Here is an 18805-nt window from a genome sequence, read left to right as displayed (position 1 = left end):
CCCTGGGAGCGAACGCCGGCCGCAGCGGCGGCGGGCGTCGGACAAGGGGAGATGCACTGGCGCTTGCGGGTATAAGCGGTGCGATTTCCGGAATAAGCACGCCCGGCAGGGGGTGCATCCGCGCATGGCGGGTTTTCCGGCGCACTACGACCGTTGGTGCTGCGCTGATCCATAATGTCAGAGCAAAAAATTCAGCAAAAAAATCAAAAACATCAAATGGAGGACCCGCAATCGTCGTCGCGGTGTCCTCTCGACCTCTCCTGGTCGCACCTCATTCCCGAACAATACATGCCTGAACCGGCAGTTCTTTTACGTACGCATCGTTCGCGCCAGATTCTTATATGAACCCAAGGAAATCGCTGTAGGTTTTTCTTGCACGGCGATGTACGGCAATCCGCAGGCGACGAAAGGAGATATTGAAAGCCATCATTCCGGCGGAAAAAATTTCCGGCGATCAAGATCGCAATCGCATTCAGAACACGCGATGCACAGCAAACAGACACGACGCGTCACAAAGTGCATGTTATCGCCGCAGAACGTCACCCCGATGAAACGACGAGGCGCGGCCGTTGTCGTGCGGCGGGCACAAGACTCGCGCGCGATCTGCTGCCTGTAGCCGTCATCCTCGCGACACCCGGTCATCCGTCCGTCGCACGACAACGGCAGCGCTGCGCATTCGGCGGACGCTCGCATTCGATCTGCGCGGTATCGCGCCGCTTCCTTCACCTGGCGAAAAATTCACCGCCGTCCTGTGCCGAGGTCTGTGCACCGGAACCGGGCGCGCCTCGTTCGAGGACAGAGGGAGCCCAAAAAAGAGCGGCCCGCACGGGGCGGGCCAATGGGTTCCTTGGGAGAGGAGACATTCAGAGTCTGCTCCGGCGATTTGGTTCCCTGCTGTCGCGCACGACGGCGCGTACCGAAACGCCGCATGAGCGGCGGGCAGCCATGGATGCGCCGATTGTTTCCTATATTTTCATTTATGGATAATTAATGTAATATTACTTAAGTTATCCATTACCGTCGGCACCAGTAAGAACTGGCGCCTGCCATGCCGGAGCCCTCATGAGCATCGAAGCCCCCACCTCCACGCCAGTGGAACTGCCGGCCGTCACGCGGCGGCGCCTGCGCTCGCTGCTGTCGGCGGAAGAAGTCACGGAACTGACCGCACGCTCCGACTGGCGCGGTTTCTGGGCCATCGCCGTATCCTGGGCCACGATCGCCGCGAGCTTCGCGATGGTGGCGCTGTGGCCGGGCGTACTGACCGTGCTGCTGGCCCTGCCCCTGCTGGCCGGGCGCCAGCTGGCGCTGGCGATCCTGCAGCACGAGGCGGCGCACGGCACCCTGTTCCGCACGCGCGGGATGAACGACTTCTTCGGCGACTGGTTCTGCGCACGCCCCGTCTGGCAGCAGATGCACAAGTACCGTGCGCACCACCTGGTGCACCACACCAGGACCGGCACCGAGCTGGACCCCGACATGTCGCTGCATGCCGGCTACCCCACCACCGCTGCGTCGCTGCGCCGCAAGATGCTGCGCGATCTGTCCGGCTACACCGGCATCAAGCTGATGCTCGGCCTGCTGCTGATGGATGCCGGCGTGCTGAAGTGGACCGTGGCGAACAACATCGAGAAGCTGCCGCAGGACGGCCGCCGCTGGTGGAACTATCCGCTGGACTTCCTGCGCAATGCCGGCGGCATGCTGGCCACCAACCTGCTGCTGGCCGGCATCCTGGCGGCCAGCGGCCACGCCTGGCTGTACGCCCTGTGGGTGCTGGCCTACGTCACGCCGTTCCCGCTGTTCGTGCGCATCCGCTCCATCGCCGAGCACGGCATGCTGCCGCGGGTGCAGGACATGTTCCAGAACACGCGCACCACGCGCGCCCGCGCCTGGCAGCGGCTGTTCTTCGCGCCGATGAACGTGAACTACCACCAGGAGCACCACGCGATGGCGTCCGTGCCTTACTACCGCCTGCCGCAGCTGCATGCGCTGCTGCGCGAGCGTGGGGAATCGGTGGAGCCGCCGGGGTATGGAGAGGTATTGAGGTTGGCCGCAACGCCGGCTCAAAGCTGAGAGGCTCGGTGGGAGCCAGAAACAAAAAAGCCCCGCCGAAGCGGGGCTCTTTTGTTTGAAGCAGTAACGCTTACTGGCAGCCGTTCGCCTGCACCTTCACACCCGCCGGCGTGGCCGGGCACTGGTCGGCGGTGTCGTTGACGCCGTCGGCATCGGTGTCCACCGCGCAGTCCTTGCGGCCGGTGACCGGGTCCACCACGGTGACGACGCATTCCTGCGCCGGGGCGGTGGCGAAGCTGCCTTCGGACAGGAAGTACAGCGGGATCTGCAGGCCGACGTTGACGCGGTAGTCGATCAGGAAGTCTTCGCCGCCCACCGACTTGTCGTTGAGCTGCAGCTGCGCGCGGGCTTCGGTGCGCACCGCCAGGCCATGCCAGGGCAGCGGGAAGAACAGGCCGCCGCCGACGCTGCCGCCGAGGTGCAGGTGGTCGTCGCCGCCCACGTCTTCCTGGATCGCGCCGACGCCGCCGAGGACGTAGGGCGTGAACTTCGGCACCATCTCGACACCGCCGTTGGTGGTGGCGTAGTGATGCACCAGGTCCACGAACAGGGCGGTCTGGTAGTCCTTGCCGCCATCGACGTCACGCTTGCGGCCGGCGTCGTAGAGGCTCAGCTCGATGGCGTTGTTGGTGCCCCAGTCGATCGAGCTGCCGACATTGAGCTGCAGGCCATCGGCGCCGTCGGAGTCGCGCGAGCTGTCGGGAATCTCGAAGCCGTAGTAGACGCCGACGTACGGGATGTCATAACCCTGGGTGGTGACGGCGAAGGCCGGCGCCGAAACCAGCACAGCCAGCACCGCTGCATGACGCATATGCATGGACAACTCTCCCCTGTAGCCCCGAATCCGTCCGGGTTGATTGTTTGAAGCCAGTGATGGTGACGGCCGAAAACCGTCCAGCCGCAACCTTAGCGGCCCGACTTTAGCGCAACTGCGTGACAATTCCACCGTTCGCTTTCGGCCATGGGCCGGAATTACCCCTGTACCGCTCCCTGCCCCTTGCGCCAGGCCGAGGGGCTGGCGCCGTAGGCCCGCTTGAAAGCCTGGCTGAACGCCGTCTCGGAACCGTAGCCGCTGGCCTCGGCAATCCGGGCCACCGTCTGGCTGCCGCTGCGCAGCTGCCAGGCCGCCAGGCGCATGCGGTGCTCGGTGAGGTAGGCCAGCGGCGGCTGGCCCAGCACCTGGGTGAAGCGCTCGGCGAAGGCGGAGCGCGACAGGCAGGCCAGGTCGGACAGCTCCGGCACGGTCCAGGCCCGCTGCGGTTCGCGGTGCATCGCCGCCAGCGCCGCGGACAGGGACTGGTCGCGCAAGGCCAGCAGCCAGTTGCCGGACCCCTCCGGCAGGCTCTCGACATGGTGGCGCAGGAACTCCATCAGCAGGATGTCGGCCACGCGGTTGACGATGGCCTGGCGCGCCGGGCGCGGCTGGCTGAACTCGTCGGCGATGAACTCCAGGCCGGCGCGCAGCCACAGCGGCGGACTGGAGCCGAGGCTGCGCAGGTGCAGCAGCGGCGGCAGCGCCGTCATCAGCGGCCGCGCCAGTTCCACCTCGAAGCGGAAGTAGCCGGACAGCAGGCTGGTACCGCTGCCGCCGGAAAAGCTCGGGACGTCGCCGGAAGGCCGGTCGAGATCGGGCAGCAGGTCGCGGATTGGGGCACTGGACTCCGGGCTGTCCTGCACGCGGTGGTCGATACCGCCCGGCAGCAGCACCAGGTCGCCGAGCTGCAGGGCCAGCGGCGCGGCGCCCTCGCGCAGCAGCCAGGCCTGGCCGCGGGTGACGATATGGAAGCTGGCCAGGCCGGGGGTCTGGAGGCGCAGGACCCAGGGCGAAACCAGCTCGTACTGGCGGAACACCGCGCCTTTGAGGCGGATGTCGTCGAGGATCAGGCTCAGCGTATCCATGCCCGCGTTTTTTAAGGGTTTTTCCGGATTTCCGAGAGCATCGCGGCGTTTTGCAATGATACAGCGGCGGATGGCGACTTCCCCCTGCCTGCCTGCGAATTGACTATAGCACCGCCCCCGGCGTAGAAATCGGAGAGCGGCTCACCGCGGCCTTTTGCGGGTGGTCTGGAGCTGGAGGTACACAATGAATACAACAACGATGGCGGCGCCCGACGCCGCGCCCTGGGTAGACGGCAAACGCATGCTGTGGCTGCTGAGCCCGCTGATCCCGGTACTGGGCACCGCGGCGGTGGTGATCTACCTGCTGACCGGCTGGGGCGCCTTCCTCTGGGGCGGCCCGGTGCTGGTCTACTTCATCATTCCGATGCTGGACTGGCTGGTGGGCGTGGACCGCAGCAATCCGCCGGAAAGCGCGGTCGGGCAGCTGGAGAACGACCGCTACTACCGCGCCATCGTGCTGGCCTACCTGCCGACGCAGTTCCTGCTGACCGGCTGGGGCGCCTGGCTGGCGGTCAACGGCAACCTCGCCGCCTGGGAGTGGATCGGACTGATGTTCACCGTCGGCACGATCAACGGCATCGGCATCAACACCGCCCATGAGCTGGGACACAAGACCAACTCGCTGGATCGCTGGATGGCCAAGCTGACGCTGGCGCCGGTGGCCTACGGGCATTTCTTCGTGGAGCACAACAAGGGCCACCACAAGAACGTCGCCACGCCGGACGATCCGGCCAGTTCCAAGATGGGCGAAAGCTTCTGGGCCTTCCTGCCGCGCACCATGATCGGCAGCCTGCGTTCGGCCTGGCACATCGAGAAGGAGCGCCTGGCGCGCAACGGCCAGGGCATCTGGACCGTCCACAACGAAAACCTGCAGGCCTGGGCCATGACCGCGCTGCTGTTCGGCGCCCTCAGTGCCTGGCTGGGCTGGCCGGCACTGGGCTTCCTGCTGGCGCAGGCCTTCTACGGCGCCTCGCTGCTGGAGGTGATCAACTATATCGAGCACTACGGCCTGCTGCGCCAGAAGCTGCCCAGCGGCCGCTACGAGCGCTGCTCGCCGGCGCATTCCTGGAACAGCAACAACGTGGTGACCAACCTTTTCCTGTACCAGCTGCAGCGCCACTCGGATCATCACGCCAACCCGACGCGCCGCTTCCAGGCCCTGCGTCACTTCGACGAGTCGCCGCAGCTGCCCTCGGGCTACGCCTCGATGCTGATCCCGGCCTATATCCCCTGGCTGTGGTTCCGCCAGATGGACCCGCTGGTGGCACGCCACTACCAGTGCGACCTGAGCGTGGCCAACATCTACCCGCCGAAGCGCGCGGCCCTGATGGCACGCTGGCATCGCAAACCGCTGGACGACGGCCATCCGGAAACCTTTCCGGGCGGGCACGCGCCCCCGGCCGCCGGCGTCACGGCCCATACCGCCCGCTACCAGTGCAGCGACTGCGGCTACGTCTACGACGAGGCGGCCGGCTGCCCGCACGAGGGCTTCCGGCCGGGCACGCCCTGGTCGCAGATCCCGGAAAGCTGGGCCTGCCCGGACTGCGCCGTGCGCGAGAAGCCGGACTTCATCGCCCTGGGCTGATCCGCCAGGACACTCGCCAAAGATAAAGGCTGCCGTCAGGCAGCCTTTTTTGTCCCGCGGGGCCTCAGCGCTTGCCGGGCGTCAACACCGGGGCCGGCAGCGACTGCTCGCCGCGCTGGCTGGCCCGGTAGAGCAGCAGGGCCACGATGAACAACACCGGGATCGCCATCTCCATGCCTTCCTCGAAGGCCGCGTTGAACTGGCCAACCGTGGCGGGCAGATGGATGCCGAAGCTTTCCTTGAGCACGTTGGCACCACGGTCGAGCACCTTGGCGATGGGCAGCATCAGCACCGGCAGCAGCAGCACCTGGCCCACCGGGGTGCGTGCGCCATCCCGCCTGACGAAGAACAGGTAGAACTGGCGAGCCAGGAACACGACCAGCCCCGCCACCGACAGCAGCACCAGGCCGCCGATCAGCTTCTGCATGACCGGGACATCGGGGCTCAGGTAGAACTTGATCTTCTCGATGCTCATCACCGTGAAGGCCTTGTGCATGTCGGCCTCGCGGGCGGCGAACACGAAAGCCAGCAAGGCCAGCGGCAGCACCTTGGGCGAGCGGAAATCATGGAACAGCAGCACGGAGCCCAGCGCCAGCCACAGCACGATGCTCATCTGCTCGAAGGGCCCCTTCTCGGAAAACAGCGGGGCAAAAATCTCACGGGGCAGGCTGCCGGCAAGCATCACCAGGTAACCCGCGTATATCAGCAGCACCGCCAGGGCCACCCGGGTGGCTGTCTCAAGCTTGAACATCGAAACCTCGCCTTGGAGCCGCGCTCCACACTCAGAGAATTATGTCACCGCAGTAACGCGACGGTGACATGGCGGTGACATAACGGTGACATTCTCGCATGCCGAATACATAGCTCGCTAACAAAATTGGCCGGGCATGCTTGCGGGGTTCCATGCTGCTAGTTAGAATGAGAAACATTCTCAATCGATCCGGCGATCACAGCCGGAACAGGGATTTTTCGCTACAAGCCGTTCTGACTGCCGTCACCCTCCTCCCATGCTGGCTGCCCTTTCCTACGACGATGATCGCCCGTTGAACCTCGGCAGCCTTGCCGTGGTTGTCGCAGTGCACCTGCTGGCGCTCTGGGGCATCCTGGCCGCGTCGAAGATCGCCCCGGAAGCCGCCGCTCCCAAGCCGCTGTACGTGAGCTTCATCGAGACCACGGCGCCGGAGCCGGTCAAGCCGCCCGAGCCGCCGCCGCCGGAACCGCCGCGCCCGGTCGAGCAACCCAAGCCCAAGCCGCTGATCACCACCACGGCCACCGCCCCGGCGCCCAACGCCATCGAGGCGCCGCCGGAGCCGGTGGAACCCGAACCCCTGCCGCCGATCCAGGCCGCGCCGCCGCCTTCGCCGGTCGCCGCGCCGGAGCCCGTGGTGGAGCCGCCGAGGTTCGACCTGGCCTATCTCAACAACCCGCCGCCCGCCTATCCGCAGCGATCCAGGCAGCTGGGCGAGGAAGGTACGGTGAAGCTTCTCGTGAATGTCAGCGCGACCGGCTCGGTTCTGAGCGTGAGCGTGCAGCAGTCGAGCGGATTCCCGCGTCTTGACGAAGCAGCAAAGATGGCGGTGCGCCGCTGGCGCTTCACCCCTTCGAAGCGCGGCGACGTCGCAGTTGCGGGCGTGGCATCCGTGCCCATCATTTTCAATCTACCCAAGTAAAAAAAGATTCCCCGGAGTTCCATGGAAACCCAGACCCTCGGCTTTTCCCACTTCATCGGCCAGTCGGACGCGGTGGGCAAGTTCCTGCTGTGCGTGCTGCTGGTGATGAGCGTCGCCAGCTGGTACCTGATCGTGCTCAAGACGATCCGCGGCCGCATCGAGCGCAAGCGCAGCAAGGAGTTCCTCGACTTCTTCTGGAACGCCAAGAACCTGGACCAGGTGCACGATGCCGTCGCCGCGCACCGCGCCGACGAGCCCTTCTCGCACCTGGCGCATCACGCCATCACTGCGCGCGACCATCACGCGCGCTTCGGCGCCAGCCGCCTGGAGGAAGCCGGCACCTCCTCGGAGTTCCTGACCCGCACGATCCGCAAGGTGATCGACGAGGAAACCACCAAGATGGAATCCGGCCTCAGCGTGCTGGCCTCGGTGGGCTCCACCGCGCCGTTCGTGGGCCTGTTCGGCACGGTCTGGGGCGTGTACCACGCGCTGGTCAGCATCGGCATGTCCGGCGCCGGCACGCTGGACAAGGTCGCAGGCCCGGTGGGCGAGGCGCTGATCATGACCGGCGTCGGCCTGGCCGTCGCCATCCCGGCGGTGCTGGGCTACAACTACCTGACGCGCAGCAACCGCGTGGTGCTGGGCTCCCTCGATGCCTTCGCCCACGACCTGTTCGCGTTCCTGACCACCGGCCAGCAGTTCGCCGGCGGCAACAACGTCGTCAAGCTCAAGACCGGAGTCTGAGATGGCATTCGGCGGCTTCGAAAACAAGGGCCACTCTTCGCCGATGGCGGAGATCAACATGGTGCCGCTGATCGACGTCATGCTGGTGCTGCTGGTGATCTTCATCATCACGGCGCCGCTGCTGTCGCACGCGGTCAAGATCGACCTGCCCCGCACCACGGCGGACTCCACTCCGCCGGAGCCCAACAAGATCGAATTCTCGATCGACAGGGACAGCAACCTGTTCTGGAACGGCGAGCCGGTGGACAAGGCCACCGCCGTGGCGCGCATGCAGGAGGCCGGCCTGAAACAGCCGCAGCCGGAGCTGCACCTGCGCGCGGACCGCGATACCCGCTACCAGATCATTGCCGAAGTGATGGCGGACGCCGCCAAGTCGGGCCTGGCCAAGATCGGCTTCGTGTCCGATCCCAAGGTCGCGGCTGCGGCGGCAAGTCCCTGAGGCTAGCTCGGCACCGCAAGCAGCTGTCACACTGTGCCGGACCCGAAGTCCGGCACAGTCGTTTGTGGAACCCCTGACGCGCCGGCGAGTCTCAACGCCAACCCAAGAACCAGGCAGCAGCTTTCATGTGGATCACCGACACCTCGGTCAAGCGCCCTGTCCTGGCCACGGTCATCAACCTGCTGCTGGTAGTCTTCGGCCTGTTCGGCCTGACCTCGACCTCGGTCCGTGAATACCCGGACATCGACCCGCCGATCGTCTCGATCAGCACCAACTACCCCGGCGCCTCGGCGGCGGTGGTCGAGACCCAGATCACCCAGCTGATCGAAGACCGCGTCGCCGGCATCGAGGGCATCAAGACCGTCACCTCCTCCTCGCGCGACGGGCGCTCGCAGATCAGCGTGGAGTTCCAGCTGTCGCGCAACGTCGACGACGCTGCCAACGACGTGCGCGACCGCGTCTCCAGCGTGGTCGGCCGCCTGCCCGACCAGGTCGATCCGCCCGAGATCGCCAAGGCCGACGCCGATTCCAACCCGATCATCTGGCTGGTGTTGACCTCCGACCGGATGAACACGCTGCAGCTCACCGACTACGCCGAGCGCTACCTGACCGACCGCTTCTCGACCATCGACGGCGTGTCGCAGGTGCGCTACGGCGGCGACCGCCGCTACGCCATGCGTGTCTGGCTGGATCGCGGCCGCATCGCCGCGCGCGGCCTCACGGCCGAGGACATCGAGACCGCCCTGCGCCAGCAGAACATCGAACGCCCGGCCGGGCGCATCGAGTCCACCGAGCGCGAGTTCGGCCTGCGCACGGCGCGGCCCTTCCGCAGCGCCGAGGACTTCAACAACTTGGTGGTGGCGCGCGGCGCCGACGGTTTCCCGGTGCGCCTGTCCGATGTCGCCAAGGTGGAGCTGGGCCCGCAGAACCCGCGCGGCGCCTTCCGCGCCAACGGCGTCAACGCACTGGGCATCGGCATCGTCAAGACCTCCACCGCCAATACCCTGACGGTGGCGCAGCAGGCCAAGGACCTGATGAAGGTCATCTCGGCCGACCTGCCCGAGGGCATGAAGCTGGAGGTCAACTACGACACCTCGACCTTCATCGAGGCCTCGCTGCACGAGGTGGAACTGACGCTGGTCTATGCCGCCCTGTTCGTGATCGTGGTGATCTTCCTGTTCCTGGGCAACGCCCGCGCCACGCTGATCCCGGCGATCACCGTGCCGATCTCGCTGCTGGCCTCGTTCATCTTCCTCAACGCCTTCGGCTTCTCCATCAACATCCTGACACTGCTGGCGCTGGTGCTGGCGATCGGCCTGGTGGTGGACGACGCCATCGTCATGGTGGAGAACATCCACCGCCGCATCGAACTGGGCGAGTCGCCGCTGCTGGCGGCCTACCGCGGTGCGCGCGAGGTAGGCTTCGCCATCGTCGCGGTCACCGCCGTGCTGGTGGCGGTATTCGTGCCGATCGGCTTCCTCGAGGGCAACGTCGGCCGACTGTTCCGCGAATTCGCATTGGCCCTGGCCGGCAGCGTGATCTGCTCGGCGATCGTGGCGCTGACCCTGGCGCCGGTGCTGAGCGCCGCATTGCTGCGCAAGAACGACCACGGCGGCCGGCTGGCACAGGCCATCGAGCACAACTTCGAGCGCCTGTCGCAGGCCTATGGCCGCACGCTGGGCGGCTTCGTGCGGCGGCCACGCTACGCCTGGATCGCGCTGGGACTGCTGGGCCTGGGTACCTGGCTGCTGTTCCACACCATCCCCCAGGAATTCGCCCCCAGCGAGGATCGCGGCGGCTTCATCATCCAGGTCACCGCGCCGGAAGGCGCGAGCCTGTCCTACACCCAGCGCGAGATGCAGCAGATCGAAGCGATGGTCCTGCCGCGCATCGGCCAGGGCGAAGTCGATCGCGTGATGTTCCGCATCCCCTCCACCGGCGGCGGCTCGGACGACGTCAACAACGGCAACCTGTCGCTGACGCTGAGCGACTGGAAGGCACGCGAACGCAGCTCCCTCGAGGTCGGCGAGGAATACAGCAAGGCCCTGCGCGACCTGCCGGGCGTGCGCGCCGTGGTCAACCAGCGTGCCGGCTTCGGCCAGCGCGGCGGCGCCAACCAGCCGCTGCAGGTGGTGCTGGGCGGCAGCGACTACGCCGAGCTGGCCGAGTGGCGCGACCGCATCCTGCGCCGCGCCGCCGAGAATCCCGGCCTGCAGCGCCTGGACTCCGACTACAAGGAGACCAAGCCGCAGATCGAGCTGGACATGGACCTGAACCGCGCCGGCGACCGCGGCGTGCCGGTGACGGCCATCGCCACCGCGCTGGAAACCTTCATGGGCGGCCGCACGGTGACCCGCTTCGAGCAGAACGGCGAGGAGTACGACATCATCCTGCAGGCACCGGACGAGCAGCGCCGCGATCCGCAGGACCTGTCCGACATCTACGTGCGCTCGCAGACCGACAACAGCCTGGTGCCGCTGACCTCGCTGGTGACACTCAAGGAAAAGGCCGCCGCCGCCAGCTACAACCGCGTCGACCGCCTGCGCTCGATCACCCTCACCGCCGGCCTGACGCCCGGCTACACCCTGGGCCAGGCGCTGGACTACATGGAGGGCATCATCCGCGAGGAACTGCCCGAGCACGTGCGCCTCAGCTACAAGGGCGACTCGCGCGACTTCAAGGAGTCCAGCAGCGCGCTGCTGTTCACCTTCGCCATGGCGCTGCTGATCGTCTACCTCGCGCTGGCGGCACAGTTCGAGAGCTTCATGCACCCGCTGGTGATCATGACCACCGTGCCGCTGGCCGTGTTCGGCGCCCTGGGCGCGCTGTGGGCGCTGGGCATCACGCTCAACGTCTACGCGCAGATCGGCATCGTCATGCTGATCGGCCTGGCGGCGAAGAACGGCATCCTGATCGTGGAATTCGCCAACCAGCAGCGCGATGCCGGGCACGGCTTCGAGGAAGCCCTGATGACCGCCAGCCAGATCCGCCTGCGGCCGATCCTGATGACCTCGGTGGCGACCATGGCCGGCGCCGTGCCGCTGATCTTCTCCAGCGGAGCCGGTCACGAGGCACGCAGCATCCTGGGCATCGTCATCCTGTTCGGGGTGCTGTTCTCCACCGTCCTGACGCTGTACGTGGTGCCGGCGTTCTACTCGGCGCTGTGCCGCAATACCGGTTCGCCCGGCCGGCACGGCGCGCGGCTGGCCCGCGAAGACGCGGACGCGCCGGCCGGGCCCCTGGCCTGATCCGCCGCCGGGAATTGCTGACAGCAGCGGGAGCAGGAATTCCGTTGCGGAGAGCGGCACGGGTGGCCGCTCCATGCAACAATTGCGACCAATTATTATTCAGGGGGAGCCATGGCGGATCCCGTCATCGCTGGCAAGACTGCGCTCGTCACCGGGGCCTCGTCGGGGCTCGGGGTGGATTTCGCCCGCGAACTGGCACGCCGCGGCTGCCGCCTGGTGGTGGTGGCACGCCGCGAAGACCGGCTCAAGCAGCTGCAGCAGGAGCTGAAGGCCGCCCACGGCACCGAGGTCACCGTGGTGACCCTGGACCTGTCGCAGCCCGAGGCGCCCCGCGCCCTGCATGACCTCATGCGCCAGCAGAAGCTGGCCGTGGACGTGCTGGTCAACAACGCCGGCTTCGGCCTGTTCGGCCGCGACATCGACCTGCCGCCGCGCCGTGCCAACGAGATGCTGCAACTGGACGTGGTGGCGCTGACCCAGCTGACCCAGCTGTTCGCCAGGGACATGGTCAAGCGCGGCAGCGGCTACATCCTGCAGGTGGCCTCCACCGGCGCCTTCCAGCCTTCGCCGACCTACGCCTCCTACGGCGCCGCCAAGGCCTACGTGCTCAACTACGGCAACGCCCTCAATTTCGAGCTGCGCGGCAGCGGCGTGTCCTGCACCGTGATCTGCCCCGGCGTCACCGCCACCGAGTTCCTGGACGTCTCGGGCCAGAAGCGCAACTGGTTCCACGACGCCACGATGATGACCAGCCCCGCCGTGGCGCAGGCCGGCATCCGCGCCATGCTGTCGCGGCGCTACGTCGTGGTGCCCGGCTGGTTCAATGCCCTGTCTGCCTTCTTCACGCGCCTCACGCCACGCCCCTGGCTGGCCTGGCTGGCGGCGCGCCTGATGAGGACCCCCTGATGCTGCGCCTGCCGGGGTTGCCGCCGGTAGTGCCCGTGGAACTGCCGGGCAAGCTGCGCGCGCGTCTCAGGGAAGGCGTGGCGCCGACTCCTGAAACCCTGCTGGCCGACGAGGCCGAGGGCCGCGACAACCTGATCGAGCCGAAGCTGTTCGAGGCCCTGGCCGCGCAGCCGCTGGTGCAGGTCGAATGGTCGGGCTGGTATGGCCCGCCCAACCGCTTCCCGCTGATCCACACCGACGTCAGCATGGTCTCGGCCGCCTTCGCCGTGCCGCTGGCCACCCTGCGCCCCTTGCTGCCGCCGACCACGCGGCTGACGCCGGCGCGCATCACGCCCTGGCACGGCGTGCTGCTGGTGTCCGCCAACCACGTTCATCGCGGCGGCCTCGGGCGTTACCAGGAGCTGAGCATCGCCACGCCGATGTTCCTGGATACCCCCAGGCGCCTGCCCGCCTGGTCGCTGCTGCGCGAAGCCCTGCGCGGTGGGCAGGATCCTGCCCTGGGACTGTTCACGCTGGAATCGGCGGTGGACCGTGTGCGGGCGCGCGATGTCGGCGTACAGCTCTACGGCCTGCCGCGTCAGCTCGCCCATGCGGAGTTCGCACTCGGCAGCCAGACCGGCCTGGCCAGCATGGAAGCCGACGGCCACCGCCTGGCGGCGCTGGAAGTCTCCGCGCCGCGCAGCTACCTGCAATGGCACATGGACCTGAGCTTCAACAGCTTCTCGATCCTGCAGGGGCAGGTCCTGCGCAGCCGCTGTGCCGCCGTCGGCGAGGGCTACCGCGGCGCGCGCGGCAGCGCCAAGGTGGAGTTCGGCGATCATCCGGCCTACCAGCGCTTCGGCAAGCTGCCGCTGCTGGCACGGCCGATGGAAACCCGCGTCTGCGCGCGGCTCAACTGGATCGTCGGCACGCCGGAACTGCTCGGGCCGGCGTAGGCAGGCCCGGGCGCTTTCACCCGGAGCTTGCAGGGGACGGCGATCGCGGTCCCTTGCGAATCAGGCCGGCCGCTTCACCGGCCGCATCTGCGCCGGATCGTAGAAGAAGGTTTCCTCGGCGATCTGCTCGCCTTCCCAGCGCTGCCAGGTCACTTCCTCGATGTGGCTGTGGCTGCCGTCGCGCCAATGGAAATCGAAGATCCAGCGGATCGCCACGTGCTCGCCACTGGCCAGCACCGGGCGGACGCACTGCGAGCGCACCGACTGCGCCCGCGCCATCACGCCACGCTCATTGCTCACCAGCGTACCGCGGCCGACGCGCGGCGCCGACTGGTTCTCACGCATGGTCGCGTGCGGCGCGTAGAACTCCTCGATCGCCTCCGGATGCGCGTTGTCTTCGACGCGGGCGATGAAGCGCTCGAGGGTTTCGGTGCTGGGCATGGCAGGCTCCGGCGAAAAAGGTGCACCGGAGTATGCGCCGCGGCTGGAGGGCTTTTGCAGGAGCGGCTGACAGCCGCTCCTACGGGAAACAACTAGCGCCCGCCCTTCTTCGAACCACCCGGCTTCCGCGAAACACCACCCTTGTTCGACGGGGCGATCTTCTTGGTGCCGCCGGAACGGGGCGTGCGCGCGGAGGGCTGCGACTCCCAGGGACGCGCGCTCTTGCCGGCATGGCGCGTCAGCTTCTTGGCCTGGAACGGCACCTCGGAGTCATCGTCCTCGTCGATGCGCCGCTTGCGGTCGGACTTGGGCTTGGCCACCACCGCCTCGGCTTCCAGGCCCACGGCCGACATCAGCGCCAGCAGTTCTTCCGGCGTGGCCTCGCGATAGCCGCCGCTGCGGATGCCGCGGCCCAGTTCCAGCGGGCCGTAGCTGACGCGGATCAGGCGGCTGACCTGCAGCTTCTGCGATTCGAACAGGCGCCGCACCTCGCGGTTGCGCCCCTCGCGCAGCATCACCTCGTACCACTGGTTGGCGCTGTGGCCGTCCTCGTTGACGCCGGGAGCGATCGATTCGAAATGGGCTTCGCCGTCCTCCAGCGTCACGCCGGTGCGCAGGCGCTGCAGCACTTCAGGAGTGATCTCGCCCAGCACACGCACCGCGTAGCGCCGCGGCACCTCGAAGCTGGGGTGGGTCAGGCGCCGCGCCAGCTCGCCATGGTTGGTCAGCAGCAGCAGGCCGGAGGTGTTGATGTCGAGACGGCCCACGGCGATCCAGCGGCCGCTGTCCAGCTCGGGCAATTTGCGGAACACCGTGCGGCGGCCTTCGGGATCGTCACGCGTCACCATCTCGCCGGCGCGCTTCTTGAACAGCAGCACGCGCGGCGGTTCCACCTTGCTGGACAGGCGCAGGGGCTTGCCGTCGAGCGTGATGCGGTCGCCCGGCGACACCGGCTGGCCGGCCTTGGCCGGCTGGCCGTTCACGTGGATGCGACCCTCGGCGATCATCGACTCGATCTCGCGACGCGAGGCGACGCCGGCGGTGGCCAGGGCTTTCTGGATGCGCTCGCCCGCACCGGGTGCCGACGGCGCGGCAGGCGTCGTCACTGCCGGCGACCGGGTGGATCCGTCGGCAGCGGCCCGCGCAGCCGGTTTCGGCGCCGAGCGCGGCGCCCGCACCGGCGGCTTCGAAGACGGCGGCCGCGAGGAGGACGGCCTTGAAGACGACGGCTTCGAGAACGACGACTTCGAAGCAGGCCGTGCCGAGGACGGCCGCGACGCCGATCGCGCCGACGACTTCTCCGAGGTCCTGGAGTCCGATGAACGGGACGAGGACTTCGAGAACGTCGAGGAGGTCCTCGACGATGGCTTGCGCGGCGCTCTGGGGGGGGTCTTCAATGGAGGCTCGGTTCGTCGGAAGCTTCGGTGGGCGGCTCGTCGCCCAGAGCATCCGGCTCTTCGGCATCCGCGGCGGCATCTGTAGCGGGGTCAGTCCCGGTCTCAGCATCAGCGTCTGCAGCCACCGGCTCTTCGCCAGCCTCCGCCTCCACGTCGACCGGCTCCGCGGCTTCAGCCGCAACCCCGGCTTCTGCTTCAGCCTCGCCTTCCGCTTCCGCCTCCGGCCCCGCCAGCGCGGCGACCGCTCCGGGCAGGCCCTCGCCCAGGCGCGCCAGCGCCGCTTCGAGCTGCGCCGGGTCCTTGATCTCGGGCAGCGACGGCAGGTCGTCCAGCGACTTGATGTTGAGATCGTCCAGCATCTGGTGCGTGGTGCCGAACAGCGAAGGGCGGCCCGGCACTTCCTTGACGCCCAGCTCGCGGATCCAGCCGCGCTCCAGCAGGGTGCGGATGATGTTGGGCGACAACGCCACGCCGCGGATCTCTTCCACCTCGCCGCGCGTCACCGGCTGGCGGTAGCAGATGATCGCCAGCGTCTCGAGCAGCGCACGCGACATGCGCGGCGGCTTCTCCTGCCACAGCCGGCTGACCCACTCGGCATAGCTCGGGCGCACCTGGATGCGGAAGCCGCTGGCGACTTCCGACAGCTCCGTGGCGCGGCCTTCCAGGGCCTGCGTCAGGGCGTCGAGCCCGGCGCGGATTTCCTTCTTGCCGACGCCCAGCTCGGGGCCCAGCAGGCGGTGCAGCTGTTCCAGCGACAGCGGCAATTCGGAGGCCAGCAGCAGCGACTCGAGGATGTTGACCAGCTGCGTCACGGGCTCGCTGGCGAGCAGGCCCGGCTGTTCCGGTTCGGCGGTCTGGATTTCGGTGATTTCTTGGTTCATGCGTCTTCCCCGGCGGCGGCTGCGCCGTCCGCCTGTTCATCTTCTTCGTCTTCCAGCCAGGGACGGGCCTTGGCGGTCTGCACCATCAGCGGCGCGAACGCAGATTCCTGCACCACGTCCAGCAGCGCCGACTTGGTCAGCTCCAGGATCGCGAGGAAACAGACCACCACGCCGAGGCGGCCCTCTTCCGGGTCCACCAGGTCTTCCAGCCGGCGCGGGCCGCCCTGCACCAGCGACAGGATGTGCGACATGCGCTCGCGCACCGACAGCGGCTCGCGCGAGATGTGGTGGTGGGTGAACAGCTTGGCCCGTTCCATCACGTCACGGAAGGACATCAGCAGCTCGCGCAGCGTCGGCATCGGCAGCCGCGCGATCTGCGGGATCACCTCGGGGCGTGCCTGCGCCATGAACAGGTCGCGGCCGACGCGCGGCATCTTCTCCAGGCTCTCGCCGGCGCTCTTGTAGCGCTCGTACTCCTGCAGGCGGCGCACCAGCTCCATGCGCGGGTCGCCCTCCTCCTCCACCTCATCCGGCGGCGGACGCGGCAGCAGGATGCGCGACTTGATCTCGGCCAGCAGCGCCGCCATCACCAGGTACTCCGCGGCGAGCTCCAGCTTCATCTCGCGCATCAGGCTGATGTACTGCACGTACTGCTTCGTGATCTGCAGTACCGGGATATCGAGGATGTTGAGGTTCTGGCGCCGGATCAGGTACAGCAAGAGATCCAGCGGGCCTTCGAAGGCGTCGAGGAACACTTCGAGCGCATCCGGCGGGATGTACAGATCCTCAGGCAACTTGTCCATGGACTGGCCATGGATCTTCGGCATCCTCAGCGCGTCGGCAACCGCAACGACGCTGGTTTCCTCGGCGACAGGGGTTTCGGTCTCGTTCATTCGGGGATGAACCCCAGCACGTCATGCACGTTCTTCAGGGTGGCGTCCGCACGGGCCGAAGCGGCCTCGGCGCCGGCGCGCAGCACCTGGCGCAGGCCCTCGGTGTCCTCGCGCACGGCGGCATAGCGCTCCTGCACCGGCCTGAGGCATTCCACCACCGCTTCGGCGACCTCGGTCTTGAAATGGCCGTAGCCCTTGCCGACGTAGCGCGCCTCGATGTCGGCGAAGGACTCGCCGCGGATCGCGGAGAGGATCGACATCAGGTTGGACACGCCGGGCTTCTCGGCAATGTCATGGCGGATCTCGCTGCCCAGGTCGGTCACGGCGCGCTTGATCTTGCGCGTGATCACGTCGGGGCCGTCGAGCAGGTAGATCGCGTCGGTCTCGGCGTCGCCGGACTTGCTCATCTTCGCCGTCGGCTCCTGCAGGCCCATGATGCGCGCGCCCACCGGCGGGATCATCGGCTCAGGCACGGTGAAGACGTTGCCGTAGAGATTGTTGAAGCGCATCGCGACGTCGCGCGTCAGTTCCAGGTGCTGCTTCTGGTCGTCGCCCACCGGCACGGCCTTGGCCTGGTACAGCAGGATGTCGGCCGCCATCAGCACCGGGTAGTCGAACAGGCCGGCGTTGATGTTGTCGGCATGCTTGGCCGACTTGTCCTTGAACTGCGTCATGCGGTTGAGCTCGCCCATCTGCGTGTAGCAGTTGAGGATCCAGCCCAGGCGCGCATGCGCCGGCACGTGGCTCTGCACGAACAGCGTGTTCTTCGCCGGGTCCAGGCCGCAGGCGATGTACAGCGCCAGGAACTCCTGGCAGCGCTCGCGCAGCACCTTCGGGTCCTGCCGCACGGTGATCGCGTGCAGGTCCACCAGCATGTAGTAGCAGTCCCAGGCATCCGACAGCGTCACCCAGTTCTTCAGGGCGCCGAGATAGTTGCCGAGCGTCAGGCGGCCGGAAGGCTGGATGCCGGAGAGAACGATGGATCGGGAGGCAGTCACGGTTCTAGTAGAGCAAGGACGGGTTGAGGCCCAGCAACGTGTAGAGCAGGCTCTCGGAGATGAACAGGGGCCAGTACATGATCTTCGACAGCAGGCCGGTCGCAAGCAGGCCGACGACGATCAGCAGGCCATAGGGTTCCAGCTTGGCATAGCGCACCGCCAGCGGCAGCGGCAGCAGGCCGGTGAGTACCCGGCCGCCGTCCAGCGGCGGCAGGGGGATCAGGTTCAGGACCATCAGCACCAGGTTCACGGTGACACCGGCCACCGACATGTAGCGCAGGCCCAGCCACAGGCCCTCGTCGCTGCCCATCGTCAGCGCCAGCTTCAGCAGCAGCCCCCAGCCGATGGCCATGAGCAGATTGGCCAGCGGCCCCGCAGCGGCCACCAGCGCCATGTCGCGATGCGGATGGCGCAGGCGACGGTAGTCCACCGGAACGGGCTTGGCCCAGCCGAACAGGAAGCCGCCGCCGGCCAGCTTGCTCAGCACCAGCAGCACGATCGGCACCACCACCGTACCCACCGGATCGACATGGCGCAGCGGGTTCAGGCTCAGCCGTCCCTGGCTCGCGGCCGTGGGGTCACCCAGGCGCCGCGCGGCCAGCCCGTGGGCCACCTCGTGCAGCGTGATCGCGAATAAAACCGGGAGGGCCCAGATGGCGATGGTCTGGACCAGGCTGGAATCGACTGGCATGAGCCCGA

General features: G+C 67.3%; 18 protein-coding genes. 9 read left to right on the top strand and 9 right to left on the bottom strand.

The window, feature by feature from the left end; translation table 11 throughout:
• The first annotated feature begins 1062 nt into the window (after nucleotides 1-1062).
• A complete protein-coding gene (locus tag D0B54_RS11330) occupies nucleotides 1063-2070 on the top strand; it encodes a fatty acid desaturase family protein (protein ID WP_117291435.1) in 1008 nt (335 codons plus the stop codon).
• Nucleotides 2071-2140: 70 nt separating this feature from the next.
• Here the strand turns inward: D0B54_RS11330 and D0B54_RS11325 are convergent, their stop codons facing one another.
• On the bottom strand, nucleotides 2141-2887 hold the full coding sequence (locus tag D0B54_RS11325) for a hypothetical protein (protein ID WP_117291434.1): 747 nt from the start codon (nucleotides 2885-2887) through the stop codon (nucleotides 2141-2143).
• A gap of 155 nt (nucleotides 2888-3042) precedes the next feature.
• Nucleotides 3043-3969 (bottom strand): AraC family transcriptional regulator, encoded by a 927-nt coding sequence (locus D0B54_RS11320; RefSeq protein ID WP_117291433.1) that lies wholly within the window; start codon nucleotides 3967-3969, stop codon nucleotides 3043-3045.
• 184 nt (nucleotides 3970-4153) lie between these two features.
• On the opposite strand from D0B54_RS11320, the gene D0B54_RS25190 reads away from it, so the two are divergent.
• A complete protein-coding gene (locus tag D0B54_RS25190; RefSeq protein WP_117291432.1) occupies nucleotides 4154-5554 on the top strand; it encodes a fatty acid desaturase in 1401 nt (466 codons plus the stop codon).
• A 64-nt stretch (nucleotides 5555-5618) separates the two neighbouring features.
• Here the strand turns inward: D0B54_RS25190 and D0B54_RS11310 are convergent, their stop codons facing one another.
• Nucleotides 5619-6305, bottom strand: coding sequence for a hypothetical protein (locus D0B54_RS11310; RefSeq protein ID WP_117291431.1), 687 nt, complete (start codon nucleotides 6303-6305; stop codon nucleotides 5619-5621).
• A 256-nt stretch (nucleotides 6306-6561) separates the two neighbouring features.
• Here D0B54_RS11310 and D0B54_RS24975 point away from each other — a divergent pair, with 256 nt between their 5' ends.
• From D0B54_RS24975 to D0B54_RS11280, 6 genes are all read left to right on the top strand, one after another.
• Nucleotides 6562-7224 (top strand): energy transducer TonB, encoded by a 663-nt coding sequence (locus D0B54_RS24975; RefSeq protein WP_162932349.1) that lies wholly within the window; start codon nucleotides 6562-6564, stop codon nucleotides 7222-7224.
• 21 nt (nucleotides 7225-7245) lie between these two features.
• Nucleotides 7246-7968: a MotA/TolQ/ExbB proton channel family protein gene (locus D0B54_RS11300; RefSeq protein ID WP_117291429.1), complete on the top strand. Its 723-nt coding sequence runs from the start codon at nucleotides 7246-7248 to the stop codon at nucleotides 7966-7968.
• Nucleotide 7969: 1 nt separating this feature from the next.
• Nucleotides 7970-8407 (top strand): ExbD/TolR family protein, encoded by a 438-nt coding sequence (locus D0B54_RS11295; protein ID WP_117291428.1) that lies wholly within the window; start codon nucleotides 7970-7972, stop codon nucleotides 8405-8407.
• 125 nt (nucleotides 8408-8532) lie between these two features.
• Complete coding sequence (locus tag D0B54_RS11290) at nucleotides 8533-11655, top strand: efflux RND transporter permease subunit (protein ID WP_117291427.1); 3123 nt, start codon at nucleotides 8533-8535, stop codon at nucleotides 11653-11655.
• Nucleotides 11656-11766: 111 nt separating this feature from the next.
• Nucleotides 11767-12561 carry an SDR family NAD(P)-dependent oxidoreductase gene (locus tag D0B54_RS11285; RefSeq protein ID WP_117291426.1) on the top strand — a complete coding sequence of 265 codons (795 nt, stop codon included), beginning with the start codon at nucleotides 11767-11769 and terminating at the stop codon, nucleotides 12559-12561.
• Nucleotides 12561-13496, top strand: a complete 936-nt coding sequence (locus D0B54_RS11280) for a hypothetical protein (RefSeq protein WP_117291425.1) — start codon at nucleotides 12561-12563, stop codon at nucleotides 13494-13496. The genes D0B54_RS11285 and D0B54_RS11280 overlap by 1 nt, the downstream gene beginning before the upstream one ends.
• 60 nt (nucleotides 13497-13556) lie before the next feature.
• Here the strand turns inward: D0B54_RS11280 and D0B54_RS11275 are convergent, their stop codons facing one another.
• Both D0B54_RS11275 and D0B54_RS11270 read right to left on the bottom strand, forming a co-directional pair.
• Complete coding sequence (locus D0B54_RS11275; RefSeq protein ID WP_117291424.1) at nucleotides 13557-13937, bottom strand: nuclear transport factor 2 family protein; 381 nt, start codon at nucleotides 13935-13937, stop codon at nucleotides 13557-13559.
• 92 nt (nucleotides 13938-14029) lie between these two features.
• A complete protein-coding gene (locus D0B54_RS11270) occupies nucleotides 14030-15043 on the bottom strand; it encodes a pseudouridine synthase (RefSeq protein ID WP_205527329.1) in 1014 nt (337 codons plus the stop codon).
• Between D0B54_RS11270 and D0B54_RS24260 the strand changes: the two genes are divergently transcribed.
• Complete coding sequence (locus D0B54_RS24260; protein WP_162932348.1) at nucleotides 14997-15419, top strand: hypothetical protein; 423 nt, start codon at nucleotides 14997-14999, stop codon at nucleotides 15417-15419. The two genes, D0B54_RS11270 and D0B54_RS24260, sit on opposite strands and share 47 nt — an antisense overlap.
• Here the strand turns inward: D0B54_RS24260 and scpB are convergent.
• The 4 genes from scpB to D0B54_RS11250 are packed head-to-tail and all read right to left on the bottom strand — an operon-like array spanning nucleotide 15331 to nucleotide 18797.
• Nucleotides 15331-16215 carry an SMC-Scp complex subunit ScpB gene (gene scpB / locus D0B54_RS11265; protein WP_117291423.1) on the bottom strand — a complete coding sequence of 295 codons (885 nt, stop codon included), beginning with the start codon at nucleotides 16213-16215 and terminating at the stop codon, nucleotides 15331-15333. The genes D0B54_RS24260 and scpB overlap by 89 nt on opposite strands.
• A complete protein-coding gene (locus tag D0B54_RS11260) occupies nucleotides 16212-17108 on the bottom strand; it encodes a segregation and condensation protein A (protein ID WP_117291422.1) in 897 nt (298 codons plus the stop codon). Before D0B54_RS11260 ends, scpB begins: the two co-directional genes overlap by 4 nt.
• Nucleotides 17105-18106, bottom strand: coding sequence for a tryptophan--tRNA ligase (gene trpS / locus D0B54_RS11255; RefSeq protein WP_117291421.1), 1002 nt, complete (start codon nucleotides 18104-18106; stop codon nucleotides 17105-17107). The genes D0B54_RS11260 and trpS overlap by 4 nt, the downstream gene beginning before the upstream one ends.
• 4 nt (nucleotides 18107-18110) lie before the next feature.
• A complete protein-coding gene (locus D0B54_RS11250) occupies nucleotides 18111-18797 on the bottom strand; it encodes a site-2 protease family protein (RefSeq protein ID WP_117291420.1) in 687 nt (228 codons plus the stop codon).
• Nucleotides 18798-18805 lie beyond the last annotated feature (8 nt).

The organism is Solimonas sp. K1W22B-7 (genome assembly GCF_003428335.1).
Lineage (GTDB): Bacteria > Pseudomonadota > Gammaproteobacteria > Nevskiales > Nevskiaceae > Solimonas_A.
Note: the sequence above shows the minus strand (reverse complement) of the source record. Positions and strands in the feature narration are given on the sequence as shown.

Coding starts and splice junctions, on each gene's coding strand:
- D0B54_RS25190 (WP_117291432.1), top strand. CDS start 4,154: ATGAATACAACAACGATGGCGGCGCCCGACGCCGCGCCCTGGGTAGAC.
- D0B54_RS24260 (WP_162932348.1), top strand. CDS start 14,997: ATGCGCTCGCCCGCACCGGGTGCCGACGGCGCGGCAGGCGTCGTCACT.
- scpB (WP_117291423.1), bottom strand. CDS start 16,215: ATGAACCAAGAAATCACCGAAATCCAGACCGCCGAACCGGAACAGCCG.
- D0B54_RS11275 (WP_117291424.1), bottom strand. CDS start 13,937: ATGCCCAGCACCGAAACCCTCGAGCGCTTCATCGCCCGCGTCGAAGAC.
- D0B54_RS24975 (WP_162932349.1), top strand. CDS start 6,562: ATGCTGGCTGCCCTTTCCTACGACGATGATCGCCCGTTGAACCTCGGC.
- D0B54_RS11330 (WP_117291435.1), top strand. CDS start 1,063: ATGAGCATCGAAGCCCCCACCTCCACGCCAGTGGAACTGCCGGCCGTC.
- D0B54_RS11320 (WP_117291433.1), bottom strand. CDS start 3,969: ATGGATACGCTGAGCCTGATCCTCGACGACATCCGCCTCAAAGGCGCG.
- D0B54_RS11295 (WP_117291428.1), top strand. CDS start 7,970: ATGGCATTCGGCGGCTTCGAAAACAAGGGCCACTCTTCGCCGATGGCG.
- D0B54_RS11300 (WP_117291429.1), top strand. CDS start 7,246: ATGGAAACCCAGACCCTCGGCTTTTCCCACTTCATCGGCCAGTCGGAC.
- D0B54_RS11280 (WP_117291425.1), top strand. CDS start 12,561: ATGCTGCGCCTGCCGGGGTTGCCGCCGGTAGTGCCCGTGGAACTGCCG.
- D0B54_RS11325 (WP_117291434.1), bottom strand. CDS start 2,887: ATGCATATGCGTCATGCAGCGGTGCTGGCTGTGCTGGTTTCGGCGCCG.
- D0B54_RS11250 (WP_117291420.1), bottom strand. CDS start 18,797: ATGCCAGTCGATTCCAGCCTGGTCCAGACCATCGCCATCTGGGCCCTC.
- D0B54_RS11290 (WP_117291427.1), top strand. CDS start 8,533: ATGTGGATCACCGACACCTCGGTCAAGCGCCCTGTCCTGGCCACGGTC.
- D0B54_RS11310 (WP_117291431.1), bottom strand. CDS start 6,305: ATGTTCAAGCTTGAGACAGCCACCCGGGTGGCCCTGGCGGTGCTGCTG.
- D0B54_RS11260 (WP_117291422.1), bottom strand. CDS start 17,108: ATGAACGAGACCGAAACCCCTGTCGCCGAGGAAACCAGCGTCGTTGCG.
- D0B54_RS11285 (WP_117291426.1), top strand. CDS start 11,767: ATGGCGGATCCCGTCATCGCTGGCAAGACTGCGCTCGTCACCGGGGCC.